Genomic DNA, 13,679 nt, shown 5'->3' with positions numbered 1-13,679 from the left:
CACCGGCGCCGGCCCCCGTGATCTCGTACATCCTCCGCCGGACGTTCGCGGCAGTGATCCTGCTGCTGGTCGTCTCCGCGGTCACCTTCGCCATCTTCTTCCTGCTGCCACGGCTGGCCGGCCAGACCGCCGACCAGTTGGCGACGCAGTACCTCGGCAAGAGCCCGTCGAAGGCCGACATCCTCGCGGTCAAGCACAACCTCGGTCTGGACCAGCCCCTGTACGTCCAGTACTGGCACTTCATCAAGGGCATCGTGGCCGGCGCCACCTACAACCTGGGCCCCACCACGGCGCACTGTGACGCGCCGTGCTTCGGCTACTCCTTCAAGACCCACCAGGCGGTGTGGCCGCAGCTGACCTCCCGGCTGCCGGTGACCGTCTCGCTGGGCGCGGGCGCCGCCGTGCTGTGGCTGCTGTCCGGTGTCACCATCGGTGTCGTCTCCGCCCTGAAGCCGCGCTCGGTCTTCGACCGCACCTTCATGGGCGTCGCGCTCACCGGCGTCTCGCTGCCCATGTTCTTCACCGGCAACCTGGCGATCCTCCTCTTCACGTACCAGTGGCCGATCTTCGGCCGCACCTACGTCCCCTTCACCGAGAACCCGGCGCAGTGGGCCAACACCCTCTTCCCCGCCTGGTGCTCCCTCGCTCTGCTCTACTCCGCGATCTACGCCCGGCTCACCCGCTCGGGCATGCTGGAGACGATGAACGAGGACTTCATCCGCACGGCCCGCGCCAAGGGCCTGCGTGAGCGCAAGGTCGTCGTCCGGCACGGCCTCAGGGCCGCGCTCACCCCGATCATCACCGTCTTCGGCATGGACCTCGGTCTGCTGCTCGGCGGCGCGGTGATCACCGAGACGGTGTTCTCGCTGCACGGCGTCGGCGAGTACGCGGTGGAGGGCATCACCGACAACGACCTGCCCCCCATCCTCGGCGTGACCCTGCTCGCCGCCTTCTTCGTCGTGATCGCAAATCTTCTGGTGGACCTGCTCTACGCCGCCGCCGACCCGCGGGTGAGGCTCTCGTGACCGAACTGTCCAAGACCGGCGCCGCCGTCGGCGAACCCACGCCCGACCGCACGCCGGACGCCTTCCTCGAAGTCCGCGACCTCAAGGTGCACTTCCCGACCGACGACGGCCTGGTCAAGTCCGTCGACGGGCTCAGCTTCTCGCTGGAGAAGGGCCGCACCCTCGCCATCGTCGGCGAGTCCGGCTCCGGCAAGTCCGTCACCTCGCTGGCCGTCATGGGCCTGCACCGGCTCGGCGCGCGCGGCAAGAACGTCCAGATGTCCGGCGAGATCTGGCTGGACGGCAAGGAACTGGTCTCCGCCGCCCCGGACGAGGTGCGCAAGCTCCGCGGCCGCGAGATGGCGATGATCTTCCAGGACCCGCTGTCCGCGATGCACCCCTACTACAAGGTCGGCGCCCAGATCGTCGAGGCCTACCGGGTGCACAACAACGTCAGCAAGAAGGTGGCCCGCGCCCGGGCCATCGAGATGCTCGACCGCGTCGGCATCCCCGAACCGCACAAGCGCGTCGACGGCTACCCGCACGAGTTCTCCGGCGGTATGCGCCAGCGCGCCATGATCGCCATGGCCCTGGTCAACAACCCCGAACTGCTCATCGCGGACGAGCCGACGACCGCCCTCGACGTCACCGTCCAGGCGCAGATCCTCGACCTCATCCGGGACCTGCAGAAGGAGTTCGGCTCCGCCGTCATCATGATCACCCACGACCTCGGCGTGGTCGCCGAGATCGCGGACGACGTCCTGGTGATGTACGGCGGCCGGTGCATCGAGCGCGGCCCGGCCGGCGAGGTCTTCGAACAGCCGCAGCACCCCTACACCTGGGGCCTGCTCGGCTCGATGCCCCGCATCGACCGGGAGACCTCCGAGCGGCTCATCCCGGTCAAGGGCCAGCCGCCGAGCCTCATCAACGTCCCCTCGGGCTGCGCCTTCCACCCGCGCTGCCCGTACGCGGACCTGCCCAAGGGGAACGTCACCCGCACGGTGCGTCCCGAGCTGGAGCTGGTGAGCACCGGACACTGGTCCGCCTGCCACCTCTCGGCCGAGGACCGTACGCGGATCTGGACCGAAGAGATTGCGCCGAAGCTGTGAGTGAGACGAAGAAGACCAAGTCAGCCGATGGCGAGGCGCTGCTCAAGGTCGAGGGCCTGACCAAGCACTTCCCCATCCGGAAGGGCATCCTGCGGCGGCAGGTCGGCGCCGTGAAGGCCGTCGACGGCATCGACTTCGAGGTGCGCAAGGGCGAGACCCTGGGCGTGGTCGGCGAGTCGGGCTGCGGCAAGTCGACCATGGGCCGGGTCATCACCCGCCTCCAGGACCCGACCGGCGGCACGATCCACTTCGAGGGCCAGGACATCACGACGCTGAAGGCCGGGCAGATGCGCCCGCTGCGCCGTGACATCCAGATGATCTTCCAGGACCCGTACGGCTCCCTGAACCCCCGCCACACCATCGGCTCGATCGTCTCGGCGCCGTTCCGGCTGCAGAACGTGGAGCCCGAGGGCGGGGTGAAGAAGGAGGTCCAGCGGCTGCTGTCGCTGGTCGGCCTGAGCCCCGAGCACTACAACCGGTACCCGCACGAGTTCTCCGGCGGCCAGCGCCAGCGCATCGGCATCGCCCGCGCGCTCGCGCTGAAGCCGAAGCTGGTCGTCGCCGACGAGCCGGTGTCCGCGCTGGACGTGTCGATCCAGGCCCAGGTCGTCAACCTCATGGACGACCTCCAGGAGGAGCTGGGCCTGACGTACGTGATCATCGCGCACGACCTGTCCGTCGTCCGGCACGTCTCGGACCGGGTCGCGGTGATGTACCTCGGCAAGGTCGTCGAACTCGCCGACAGCACCAAGCTGTACGAGTCCCCGATGCACCCGTACACCAACGCCCTGATGTCGGCCGTGCCGGTGCCCGACCCCACGCGCCGGGGCGCCAAGAGCGAGCGCATCCTGCTGCGCGGTGACGTGCCCTCGCCGATCGCCCCGCCGAGCGGCTGCCGCTTCCACACCCGCTGCTGGAAGGCGACGCAGATCTGCAAGACGACCGAGCCGCAGCTCGTCGAGCTGAGGACGGGCCAGCAGGTCGCCTGCCACCACCCCGAGAACTTCGCCGACCAGGCCCCGCAGGACACCGTCCTGCTGTCGGCGGCGAAGGAGGCCTCCGAGCTGGTGACGGGGGAGCCGGGGGAGCCGGGGGAGGAGACGACGGCGGCGGCCGGTACGGCGGAGAAGACCGCCGAGGGCGCCAAGACCTCGACGGGCACGCCGGCCGAGACCGCCGACAGCCCGGTGGAGGAGCCGGCCGGCGACACCGCCGCCGAGGCGGACGCGGAACCGGCCCCCGAGGCGGAGGTCGAGCCCGAGACGGCCCCGGAAGCGGATGCCGAGTCTGAGCCGGACGCCGACGCCGAGCCGGAGGCCGATGCCGAGCCGAAGCCGGAGGCCGACGCCAAGCCCGCCGCGGCCGATTCCCAGGAGTCACCCGGCAAGTAGCACATGACGACTCGGCAAAGTCATGTACATGCCCGAACGGGAGAGCGCACAGTCGTCCGTGTCCGTCCACCGCAACGGAACACGCTCGAAAGGGACGACTCATGGCACTCTCCCGTTCGGCACGTTTAGCGGCCCTCGCCACCGCGGCGGCCTCCGTCCTGGCCATCGGCGCCACCCGCGCCCCCACACCCGGCGCCCCCGGCATCGGTGACTCCTACTTCCCGAAGCTCGGCAACGGCGGCTTCGACGCCCGCCACTACGACCTCTCCGTCGCCTACGACCCCCGCACCGGCCGCCTGGACGGCCGTACCGCCCTCACCGCCCGCGCCACGCAGAACCTCGCCTCCTTCGACCTGGACCTGCAGAAGCTGACGATCTCCAGGGTCGAGGTCGACGGCAGACGCGCCCACGTCACCCGCGACGGCGACGAGGTCACCGTCACCCCGCGCCAGGCGCTGCGCAAAGGCCGGCACTTCACCGTCACCGTCACCTACGGCGGCGTACCCGAGCCCCTGACCGGCCCCATCGTCTTCGGCTCGAAGTACGGCTGGATGAAGACCACCGACGGCGTCTTCGTCGCGTGCGAACCCAACGCCGCCTCCACCTGGTTCCCGTCCAGTGACCACCCCTCCGACAAGGCCACCTACGACATCCGGATCAAGGCGCCCCGCGGCCTGACCGCCGTCTCCAACGGCCGGCTCGTCTCCACGCGCAGCAGGGGCCGCTCGACGTACACCCACTGGCGGGAGAGCAGGCCCATGGCCACCTACCTGGCCACCGCCACCATCGGCAAGTTCGACGTGCGCACCGGACGTACCCCCGGCGGCATCCCGATCTACGTCGCCATCGACCCGGTGCTGAAGAACAGCAACAGCGTCGACGTCTACGCCGTCACGGCCGCCGCGACCGACTACTGGTCGAAGCTCTTCGGCCCGTACCCGTTCGAGGAGACCGGCGCCATCGTCGACGACATGCCCGAGGCCGGGTTCTCCCTGGAGGTGCAGAGCAAGCCCGCCTACTCGGCCGTCCGCAACGAGACCACCATCGTCCACGAACTGGCCCACCAGTGGTTCGGCGACTCGGTCAGCGTGCACCGGTGGCAGGACGTCTGGCTCAACGAGGGATTCGCCAGCTACGCCCAGTGGCTGTGGGCCGAGCACCAGGGCACCCGCTCGGCACACGACTCCTTCCTGGCCGGCTACGACTCCCGCCCCGCCGACTCCTCCTTCTGGCAGACCGAGGTCGCCGACCCGCAGCGCGACACCATGTTCGCCTCCGCCGTCTACCAGCGCGGCGCGATGACCCTCCAGGCCCTCAGGGAGCGCATCGGCGACACCGCGTTCTTCCGCCTGCTGCCCGCCTGGACCAGGCTCCACCGCTACGGCAACGCCGGCACCGCCGACTTCGTCCGCCTCGCGGAACGGATCAGCGGACAGCGGCTCGACGGCTTCTTCCACACCTGGCTCTACACGACCGGCAAGCCCGCCCTGTAGACCGCCGCGCGTCGGGCCGGCCCGGCCGGGTGAGAATGGCCGGGTGCAGTACCAGCAACTCTTCAGTCCCTCCGTCCAGCACACGCTCGATGTCATCGGCATCTTCGTGTTCGCGATCTCCGGCGCGCTGCTGGCCGTCCGGAAGAACTTCGACGTCTTCGGCATCGCCGTGCTCGCCGAGGTCACCGCGCTGGGCGGAGGGATGTTCCGCGACCTGGTCATCGGGGCCGTACCGCCGTCCGCGTTCACGGACCTCGGGTACTTCCTCACCCCGCTGCTCGCCACGCTCGTGGTCTTCTTCCTGCACCCGCACGTCGAGCGCATCCAGGCGGCCGTCCTCGTCTTCGACGCCGCCGGCCTGGGCCTGTTCTGCGTCAGCGGGACGACCAAGGCGTACGCCTACGGCCTCGGCCTGACCTCCTCCGCCACCCTGGGCCTCGCCACGGCCGTCGGCGGCGGTGTGCTGCGGGACGTGCTCGCCAACGAGGTGCCCTCGCTGCTGCGCTGGGACCGCGACCTGTACGCGGTCCCAGCGATCGTCGGCGCCACCATGGTCGCGCTGTGCATCCGCTACGACGTGCTGAACCCGCTGACCAGCGGGCTCGCGGTCGTCACCGCCTTCGTGCTGCGCCTGCTCGCGATGCGGTTCCACTGGCGAGCGCCGCGTGCGTGGAACCGGCGGACGAACGTCGCGGAAGAATAGACCGGTCCACACCCCTGGGACGGTTCTGGCCCATCTGCATGGTCAGCCAGCGGAAGACCGTGGTGACCTGGGGCCGCCACAGCGCCATCGTGTGCCCGCCCGCACTGCGCGGCAGGAACGTCACGTGCACGGTCGTCGGCGCCTTGGCGATCGACCGCAGCGCCATCCCCGACTCGTAGCCGTCGCCGGACTCCCCGGAGAGGTACAGCGCGATCTGCGGCGGCACCGGCTTCTTCCTGAGGAGCAGGTACGGGTTGTTCGCGGCGCGCAGCGCGGGGCTCTGCGCGGCCAGGGAGTTGCGCTCCCCGATCGGGTCGTTGTAGCCGGACATGCTCACCGCGGCCCGGTACCGGTCCGGGTGGGCCACGGCCAGCTTGACCGCGCAGTGCGCGCCCGCCGAGTACCCGGCCACCGCCCAGCCGCGCGGCCCCGCCTGGGCGCGGAAGTTGTCCGTGACCATCTTCGGCACGTCGATGCTGAGCCAGGTGTCCGCGTTCACCGTGCCCGCGATGTTGGCGCAGCCGGTGTCGACGCCGGCCAGCAGGTTGGTGCGCGGTGAGACCAGGATGAAGGGCGCCACCTGCCCGCTCCTCATCAGCGGCAGCAGCTGCTCGTGCGCCTTCAGCGAGCCGAACCAGGCCTTCGCCGAGCCGGGGTAGCCGGGCAGCAGCTCCACCACCGGGAAGGTGCGGTGCCGGTAGGCGGGCTCGTTGTACTGCGGGGGCAGCCAGACGTAGACCTCGGCGTTCACTCCCGAGACCCGGCCCTTGAGCTGGGTGACCCGGACCCCGCCGGCCGCGCGCATCCCGGGACCGGTGGCCGGCTCGAACTCCTGCCTCACCTTGGGCAGCCGCTTCAGCGAGATGCCGCCCGTGCCGTCCTGTCCCAGGTCGGCGGCCCGCTGGACGTGGTTGCCGGTGCCGAGCAGGTCGGCCCAGTTGTCGTACAGGTTGTTCTGGTTGTTGACGAGGACGAACACCAGGGTGACGGCCGTACCCTGGGCGAACAGCAGCATCAGCACCCGGGCCGCGGCGCGCAGGAACCTCGGCCCCCGCATCCTCGACCACAGGGCGAGCGGCAGTATGAGGGCGACCACGGACAGCACCATGGTCGTGTAGAGGAACGAAGTCCCGGTGAGGCTCATGTCCCCATAGAGGCGAATCGGAAGCACGGGGTTGTGGACGTGTCCGGACACTTACCGAGAAATTGCCGGGATCTCACCCGGGAGCGGGAGTGGATCCTGCGCCCAGGAGACAAAAAGCTACCGCTTAGTAATTACCTGTTGTACGGTTCACCCATGCCCGAAGCAGCTTCCGCACCGGCCGCACCGGCCTGGACCGGCGACAGTGAGTTCGACCGCGACACCGCGGTCACCCGGCGCGAGCCCGGTGTCTACGACATCGACCTCTCGGCCGGCTGGACCATCATCAGAGCCGTCAACGGAGGCTATCTGCTGGCCGTCCTCGGGCGGGCCCTCGCGGACACCCTCCCGCACCCGGACCCGTTCACCGTCTCCGCGCACTACCTGACCGCCTCCCAGCCGGGCCGCGCGGTCGTCCGTACCGAGACGGTCCGCACCGGCCGCACCCTCTCCACCGGCCAGGCGTCCCTCTTCCAGTACGACGACGACGGCAACGAGGTCGAACGCATCCGCGTCCTCGCCTCCTACGGCGACCTCTCCACCCTCCCCGACGACGTCCGTACGACCGCCGAGCCGCCCGCCATCCCGCCAATGGAGCAGTGCTTCGGCCCCGAGGACGGTCCGGCGCCGGTCGACGGCAGCTCCGCCATCGCCGACCGGCTGATGCTCAAGCTCGACCCCTCCACCCTCGGCTGGGCCCTCGGCGCGCCCTCCGGCAAGGGCGAGATGCGGGCCTGGTTCGGGCTGGCCGACGGCCGCGACCCCGACCCGCTGTCCCTGCTGCTCGCGGTGGACGCGCTGCCGCCGACAGCCTTCGAGATCGGCCTGAAGGGCTGGGTCCCCACAGTCGAACTCACCGTCCACGTCCGCCACCGCCCCGCCCCCGGCCCCCTCCGCGTCTCCATCACCACTCGCAACCTGGCGGGCGGCTTCCTGGAGGAGGACGCGGAGGTCTGGGACAGTGCCGGACGCCTGGTAGCCCAGTCCCGGCAGTTGGCTCGCGTACGACTGGGCTGAGGGGGCACGCGCCCCCGAAGGGGCGCGGGGCTGTGACATATGCGGCTCCGCCGCGTGGGCGCGACCAGCCCTGACGCAGCCGGGGCACGCGCCTCGAAGAGGCGCGGGGCTGTGACATATGCGGCTCCGCCGCGTGGGCGCGACCAGCCCTGACGCAGCCGGGGCACGCGCCCCGAAGAGGCGCGGGGAACTGCGTGACAAGCCCTCACGAAGCCGCAGCCGAACTACGACCTCTCAGGGCCTGCTGAGCGGCGCCCGCCCGAGCCACGCAGCCAGTTGCTCGTACACGTCCGCGCCCTCGGCGGCCTCGCGGCGCCCGGCGAAGGGCGTTGCCTCGTCCCGCGGCCGATCGTCCGACAGCACCTGACGGGCCGTAGCGAGGGCGAACTCGGCCAACTCGGGGTCGAGTTCGACAGGCTGCCCAAGCCCCTCGTAGAGGTCCCACGTGTGGGTGACGATCTCCATGACGTAACCCGACAGCGCCGCGTGCCCCGGCACCTGACCCCACGGCACCGTGACCGCCGACGTCATCCGCTCATCGCTCTCCCAGGCCTTCAGCACGCGCACGCGTACCTCGTCGTAGGCCGCCGCCCAGCCGTCGTCCGGCACCCCCTCGGTGGACGGGTCGACGGCCATTCCGTCGCCGCCCTCGCCGACCACCGCGATCCGCCGGGTGCCGCCCACGACGTGGCCCAGCAGCGCGCGTACGTCGAACTCGGAACACGGGGTCGGCCCGGTGAGCTGCTCGGGGCGGACCGTCTTGATCAGCGCGGCCGCCTGCTCGGTGGCGCGGACGTAGACGGGACGCGGGTCGGTGAAACCGGTGCTGGTCATGGTGTACCTCTCCTGAGTCGGTAGGACGCAGCGTGCCCGGATAACCTGACAGAACCCGTCAACATTTGCGTCGGACCCCTTCCCGGCGCGATTCTGGGCCGGTGAAGTCCGACCGGCTGCTGTCGATCCTGCTGCTCCTGCAGACCCGGGGCCGGGTCCCCGCGCACGAACTCGCCGGCCGACTGGAGGTGTCGGTCCGCACCATCTACCGGGACGTCGAGGCGCTGTCGGCCTCCGGTGTCCCCGTCTACGCCGAGCGCGGCCGGCACGGCGGCATCGAACTCCTCGCGGGATTCCGTACCGACGTCACCGGGCTGACCGCCGACGAGTCCCGCGCCCTGTTCATCCTCGCCGCCCAGGGCGCGCACGCCGCGCTCGGTCTGGACGCGGCACTCGGCTCGGCCCTGCGCAAGGTGATGGCCGCGCTGCCCGCGCCGCACCGGCCCGCCGCCGAGGTCACCAGCCGGCGCGTCCTGGTCGACGCCACCCGGTGGAGAAGCGGACCCCAGCAGGCCGTCGACCTGGACGTCCTCCAGGACGCGGTGTTCTCCGACCGGCGCCTGAAGCTGCGCTACCGGCACAGCGGGCAGCGCGAGCCGCGGACGTACACCGTGGATCCCTACGGCCTCGTCGCCAAGGCCGGGACCTGGTACCTAGTCGCCGACCGGCGCGGCCGGCCGCAGCTGTTCCGGGCCGACCGGGTGCACTCCGCCCGCCTGCTGGACGACCCGGTGCGGCGCCGGGCCGGGGTCGAACTCGCTGACGCCTGGGAGGCGTTGCGCCGACAGGTGGAGGAGCGGCCGGACGGGATCGAGGTCACGGTCCGGATCCGCCGCGAACACCTCGACATGTTCCGGCGCATCGCCGCCCAGCAGCTGACCGCGCCGCCCGAGGGCGACGTTGAGGGCGACTGGGTCACCGTCCGGCTGTCCTACCCGGTGCTCCGCGCGGTCCGCCAACTCCTCGCGTTCTCCGACCGGGTGGAGGTCCTCGCCCCGCCCGAGGCGCGGGCGGAACTGGTGGCGGGCGCCCGCGCGGTGCTGGCGCGGTACGAGGGGGAGGCCCCGGCCGACGGGTGAGGCCGCCGGTGAGGGCCGTGACTCAGTCCAGCCAGTGCCGGCGGCCGATGCTGATGAGCCGCAACTGCCGGGTGGCGAGCCGGGTGACCCGCTCGCGCTCCTCGGCCGGACCCTCCAGCGCCTCCAGGAACAGGGAGGCGGTGATCAGCATCTGGTCCACGTACAGGTGGGCCAGCATCAGCAGGTCGTCGTCGCTCCACCCCGCGGCCTGCGCGTCGCCCGCCAACTCGGCCTTCACCTCCTCGGCGAACCGGGCCAGTTGGGCCTGGATGGCCTCGCGCACCGGCTGCACCCCGCCGTGCCGCTCACGGGCGATGAACCGCACGTGCGCCGGGTACGTGTCCACGTGGTGGCCGATCAACTCCACGGCGCGGGCGATGCGTTCCACGCTGCTGCCGGTGCCGGACACCGTCGTCCGCACCATCGGGTGCAGGCTGCCCAGCGCCTCGTCGACGAGCGCCACGCCGAGGTCGGCGGTGGACCGGAAGTGCCGGTAGAACGCGGTCGGGGCCACCCCGACGGCCCGGGTGACCTCGCGCAGGCCCAGGCTGCTCAGGCTCTGCTCCTCCAGCAGCGTGAGCGCCGCGTCCAGGAACGCCTGCCGCGTCTTCTGCTTCTGGGCCTGCCGGATGCCGAGGGTGTGACTCATGTCATCCAGTTAACAACTGTTCTCTGGAATTGAAAAGCCGCGGGAAGCGCTAGACTCGAAGTCAGTGAACAACTGTTACTACAACTGTTCACCGAAACTTCACACCGGCCTTTACACGCGAGGCATCTCGGAGGGGGATCCGATCCCATGCTGTTCCTCGTCGCCGCACTCATGCTGCTCGGCGTCGTCCTGGGCACCGTCGCCCACGCGCCGCTGACCGTCACCGCCGTCCTGGCCGCCGTCATCGCCGTCTGGCTCGGCGTCTTCGCGATCCGCGAGCGCCACGGCCGCCGCCGCCAGTCCTCGGCCAACTGACCGTCCGCACCGACTTCCTGGAGCTGAGCATCATGCGACTCACCGCACCGGCCGTCCCGCGCACCGACACCGCGCCCCGGACCCGCGACGCCGACGGCATGGCCGTCGCGTCCTTCATTCTCGGCCTTCTCGGCCTGCTCGTCCTCAACATCTTCCTCGGCCCGGTCGCCATCGTCCTGGCCGCCGTCTCCCTCTGGCGAGGCACCACCCGCCGAGGCCGCGCCTACCTCGGCCTCACCCTCGGCATAGCCGACCTCGCAGCCCTGGCCCTCTCCATGGAACTGACCAACACGATCTCCTGGAGCCTGTAGCCCACACCGGCCCGCAGCCGACTACGCGCCTGCGCCGGTCACTGCCGCGCCCACGCCGCCGACCGCCGGCCCCCGCCCTACCCTGCCGTGGGCAGGCGTTCCGCAGGGCGATGGGGGTCCCCCCGCTCGAACGGAGCCGAGAGTGGGGGAGGGTGGGCACGGCGGACAACCCCGGGCGCCACGCCACCAACCCCGGCGGCAGCCAAGTCAAGGCGCATGGGCGGCAGCCAACGGCACCTCTGGGCCCAGGCCCACTGAAGGGGAGCCGTAGAATCGCCTCACCATGGCTTACCTCGACCACGCCGCGACCACCCCGATGCTCCCGGAGGCGGCAGAGGCACTGACCGCCCACCTGAGCATCACCGGCAACGCGTCCTCCCTGCACGCCTCCGGCCGCCAGGCCCGCCGTACGGTCGAGGAGTCCCGCGAAACCCTCGCGGAGGCGATCGGCGCCCGCCCCAGCGAGGTCGTCCTCACCTCGGGCGGCACCGAGGCCGACAACCTCGCCGTCAAGGGCCTGTACTGGTCCCGCCGCGACACCGCCCCCGCAGGCACCCGCACCCGCGTCCTCGCCAGCCCCGTCGAGCACCACGCCGTCCTGGACGCCGTGCACTGGCTCGGCGAACACGAGGGCGCCACCGTCGAGTACCTCCCCGTCGACGCCCACGGCCGCGTCCACCCCGACGCGCTGCGCGAGGCCATCGCCCGCGACCCCGACGACGTCGCCCTGGCCACCGTGATGTGGGCCAACAACGAGATCGGCACGATCATGCCGGTCCGCGAACTCGCCGACGTGGCAGCCGAGTTCGGCGTCCCGTTGCACGCCGACGCCGTCCAGGCCCTCGGCCAGGTCCCCGTCGACTTCGGCGTCTCCGGACTCGCCGCCATGACCGTCTCCGGCCACAAGATCGGCGGCCCGTACGGCATCGGCGCCCTCGTCCTCGGCCGCGAGTACACCCCCGTACCCGTCCTGCACGGCGGCGGGCAGGAGCGCCACGTCCGCTCCGGCACCCTCGACGTGCCCGCCGTCGCCTCCTTCGCGGTGGCCGGCCGGCTCGCCGCCGAACAGCAGGAGTGGTTCGCCCGCGAGATCGGCGCCCTGCGCGACCAGCTGGTCGACGCCGTCCTGACGGCCGTCCCGGACGCGATCCTCGGCGGCGACCCCGCCCCCGGCGGCCGGCTCCCCGCCAACGCCCACTTCACCTTCCCCGGCTGCGAGGGCGACTCCCTGCTGCTCCTGCTGGACGCCCAGGGCATCGAGTGCTCCACCGGCTCCGCCTGCACCGCGGGCGTCGCCCAGCCCAGCCACGTCCTCCTCGCCACCGGCACCGACCCCGACCTGGCCCGCGGCACCCTCCGCTTCTCCCTCGGCCACACCTCCACCGAGGCCGACGTCGAGGCCGTGGCCAAGGCGATCGGACCGGCGGTGGAACGGGCCCGCGCGGCGGGCCTGAGCTGAGCGGCACGCCCGGTCCCCGGGCCCCGTACCCTGAATGGGTTATGACTGAGACCCCGCAGCGCCCCCTCCGCGTCCTCGCCGCCATGTCCGGCGGTGTCGACTCCGCCGTCGCCGCCGCGCGCGCCGTGGAGGCCGGGCACGACGTGACCGGCGTCCACCTCGCGCTCTCCGCGAACCCGCAGTCCTTCCGCACCGGCGCGCGGGGCTGCTGCACCATCGAGGACTCCCGCGACGCCCGCCGTGCCGCCGACGTCATCGGCATCCCCTTCTACGTCTGGGACCTCGCCGACCGCTTCCGCGAGGACGTCGTAGAGGACTTCATCGCCGAGTACGAGGCGGGGCGCACCCCCAACCCGTGCCTGCGCTGCAACGAGAAGATCAAGTTCGCCGCCCTGCTCGACAAGGCCCTCGCCCTCGGCTTCGACGCCGTCTGTACCGGCCACTACGCGCAGGTGATCGTCCGCGAGGACGGCACCCGCGAGCTGCACCGCGCCTCCGACATGGCCAAGGACCAGTCGTACGTCCTCGGCGTGCTGGACGACCGGCAGCTCGCGCACGCGCTGTTCCCCCTCGGCGACACCGTCACCACCAAGGACGAGATCCGCGCCGAGGCCGAGCGCCGGGGCCTCGCCGTCGCCAAGAAGCCCGACTCGCACGACATCTGCTTCATCGCCGACGGCGACACCCAGGGCTTCCTCGCAGGCCGGCTCGGCAAGGCGGAGGGCGACATCGTCGACGAGGCCGGCAACCGGCTCGGCACGCACGAGGGGGCGTACGGCTACACCATCGGTCAGCGCAAGGGCCTGCGCATCGGCACCCCCGCCCCCGACGGCAAGCCCCGCTACGTCCTCGACATCTCCCCGGTCACCAACACCGTGACCGTCGGCCCGGCCGCCGCCCTGGACGTCACGGCCCTCACCGCGATCAAGCCCCGCTGGTGCGGCGCCGCCCCGGCCGGCCCCGGCACCTACACCGCCCAGCTGCGCGCCCACGGCGGCGAGACCGAGGCTACCGCGGAACTCGTCGACGGCACGCTGGAGGTCTCCTTCACCTCCCCGGTCCGCGGTGTGGCCCCCGGCCAGGCGATCGTCCTCTACGACGGCACCCGCGTCGTCGGCTCGGCGACCATCGCGACGACCACGCGGGCGACCGCGACGGTGTGACCCGGGCCCGC

14 protein-coding genes are annotated in these 13,679 nt (G+C 71.5%); 11 read left to right on the top strand and 3 right to left on the bottom strand.

Translation table 11 applies throughout. The features are described from left to right. The first annotated feature begins 17 nt into the window (after positions 1-17). The 5 genes from DBP14_RS08600 (at position 18) to DBP14_RS08580 (ending at position 5,700) form a co-directional block, all read left to right on the top strand. Complete coding sequence (locus tag DBP14_RS08600) at positions 18-1,025, top strand: ABC transporter permease (protein ID WP_129306429.1); 1,008 nt, start codon at positions 18-20, stop codon at positions 1,023-1,025. Further along, the gene (locus DBP14_RS08595; RefSeq protein ID WP_129306428.1) at positions 1,022-2,113 is read left to right on the top strand and encodes an ABC transporter ATP-binding protein; all 1,092 of its coding nucleotides are present in this window, start codon (positions 1,022-1,024) and stop codon (positions 2,111-2,113) included. Before DBP14_RS08600 ends, DBP14_RS08595 begins: the two co-directional genes overlap by 4 nt. Continuing rightward, entirely contained in the window at positions 2,110-3,504 is a 1,395-nt protein-coding gene (locus tag DBP14_RS08590) for a dipeptide ABC transporter ATP-binding protein (protein ID WP_129306427.1), read from the top strand. Before DBP14_RS08595 ends, DBP14_RS08590 begins: the two co-directional genes overlap by 4 nt. 101 nt (positions 3,505-3,605) lie before the next feature. Continuing rightward, positions 3,606-4,997: a M1 family metallopeptidase gene (locus DBP14_RS08585; RefSeq protein ID WP_129306426.1), complete on the top strand. Its 1,392-nt coding sequence runs from the start codon at positions 3,606-3,608 to the stop codon at positions 4,995-4,997. A gap of 43 nt (positions 4,998-5,040) precedes the next feature. Continuing rightward, entirely contained in the window at positions 5,041-5,700 is a 660-nt protein-coding gene (locus tag DBP14_RS08580; RefSeq protein WP_129306425.1) for a trimeric intracellular cation channel family protein, read from the top strand. Here the strand turns inward: DBP14_RS08580 and DBP14_RS08575 are convergent. Beyond that, a complete protein-coding gene (locus DBP14_RS08575) occupies positions 5,609-6,844 on the bottom strand; it encodes an alpha/beta hydrolase-fold protein (RefSeq protein ID WP_129306424.1) in 1,236 nt (411 codons plus the stop codon). The two genes, DBP14_RS08580 and DBP14_RS08575, sit on opposite strands and share 92 nt — an antisense overlap. A 153-nt stretch (positions 6,845-6,997) precedes the next feature. Here DBP14_RS08575 and DBP14_RS08570 point away from each other — a divergent pair, with 153 nt between their 5' ends. Further along, positions 6,998-7,858, top strand: coding sequence for a thioesterase family protein (locus DBP14_RS08570; protein ID WP_129306423.1), 861 nt, complete (start codon positions 6,998-7,000; stop codon positions 7,856-7,858). Between the two features lie 234 nt (positions 7,859-8,092). Here DBP14_RS08570 and DBP14_RS08565 read toward each other — a convergent pair whose 3' ends face one another. After that, positions 8,093-8,692, bottom strand: a complete 600-nt coding sequence (locus DBP14_RS08565) for a TIGR03086 family metal-binding protein (protein ID WP_129306422.1) — start codon at positions 8,690-8,692, stop codon at positions 8,093-8,095. A 101-nt stretch (positions 8,693-8,793) separates the two neighbouring features. On the opposite strand from DBP14_RS08565, the gene DBP14_RS08560 reads away from it, so the two are divergent. Next, complete coding sequence (locus tag DBP14_RS08560) at positions 8,794-9,771, top strand: YafY family protein (RefSeq protein ID WP_129306421.1); 978 nt, start codon at positions 8,794-8,796, stop codon at positions 9,769-9,771. Positions 9,772-9,793: 22 nt separating this feature from the next. Here the strand turns inward: DBP14_RS08560 and DBP14_RS08555 are convergent, their stop codons facing one another. Beyond that, positions 9,794-10,420 carry a TetR family transcriptional regulator gene (locus DBP14_RS08555; RefSeq protein ID WP_129306420.1) on the bottom strand — a complete coding sequence of 209 codons (627 nt, stop codon included), beginning with the start codon at positions 10,418-10,420 and terminating at the stop codon, positions 9,794-9,796. Positions 10,421-10,567: 147 nt separating this feature from the next. Here DBP14_RS08555 and DBP14_RS35975 point away from each other — a divergent pair, with 147 nt between their 5' ends. The 4 genes from DBP14_RS35975 (at position 10,568) to mnmA (ending at position 13,668) form a co-directional block, all read left to right on the top strand. Beyond that, positions 10,568-10,735, top strand: a complete 168-nt coding sequence (locus tag DBP14_RS35975; RefSeq protein ID WP_164992281.1) for a hypothetical protein — start codon at positions 10,568-10,570, stop codon at positions 10,733-10,735. A gap of 32 nt (positions 10,736-10,767) precedes the next feature. Beyond that, the gene (locus DBP14_RS08550; protein ID WP_129306419.1) at positions 10,768-11,046 is read left to right on the top strand and encodes a DUF4190 domain-containing protein; all 279 of its coding nucleotides are present in this window, start codon (positions 10,768-10,770) and stop codon (positions 11,044-11,046) included. 283 nt (positions 11,047-11,329) lie between these two features. Further along, complete coding sequence (locus DBP14_RS08545; RefSeq protein WP_129306418.1) at positions 11,330-12,505, top strand: cysteine desulfurase family protein; 1,176 nt, start codon at positions 11,330-11,332, stop codon at positions 12,503-12,505. Between the two features lie 41 nt (positions 12,506-12,546). Next, on the top strand, positions 12,547-13,668 hold the full coding sequence (gene mnmA, locus DBP14_RS08540) for a tRNA 2-thiouridine(34) synthase MnmA (protein WP_129306417.1): 1,122 nt from the start codon (positions 12,547-12,549) through the stop codon (positions 13,666-13,668). Positions 13,669-13,679: the final 11 nt, after the last annotated feature.

This window comes from Streptomyces sp. L2, assembly GCF_004124325.1.
In the GTDB taxonomy this organism is placed as follows: domain Bacteria; phylum Actinomycetota; class Actinomycetes; order Streptomycetales; family Streptomycetaceae; genus Streptomyces.
This window is presented reverse-complemented; position numbering and strand designations above follow the sequence as displayed.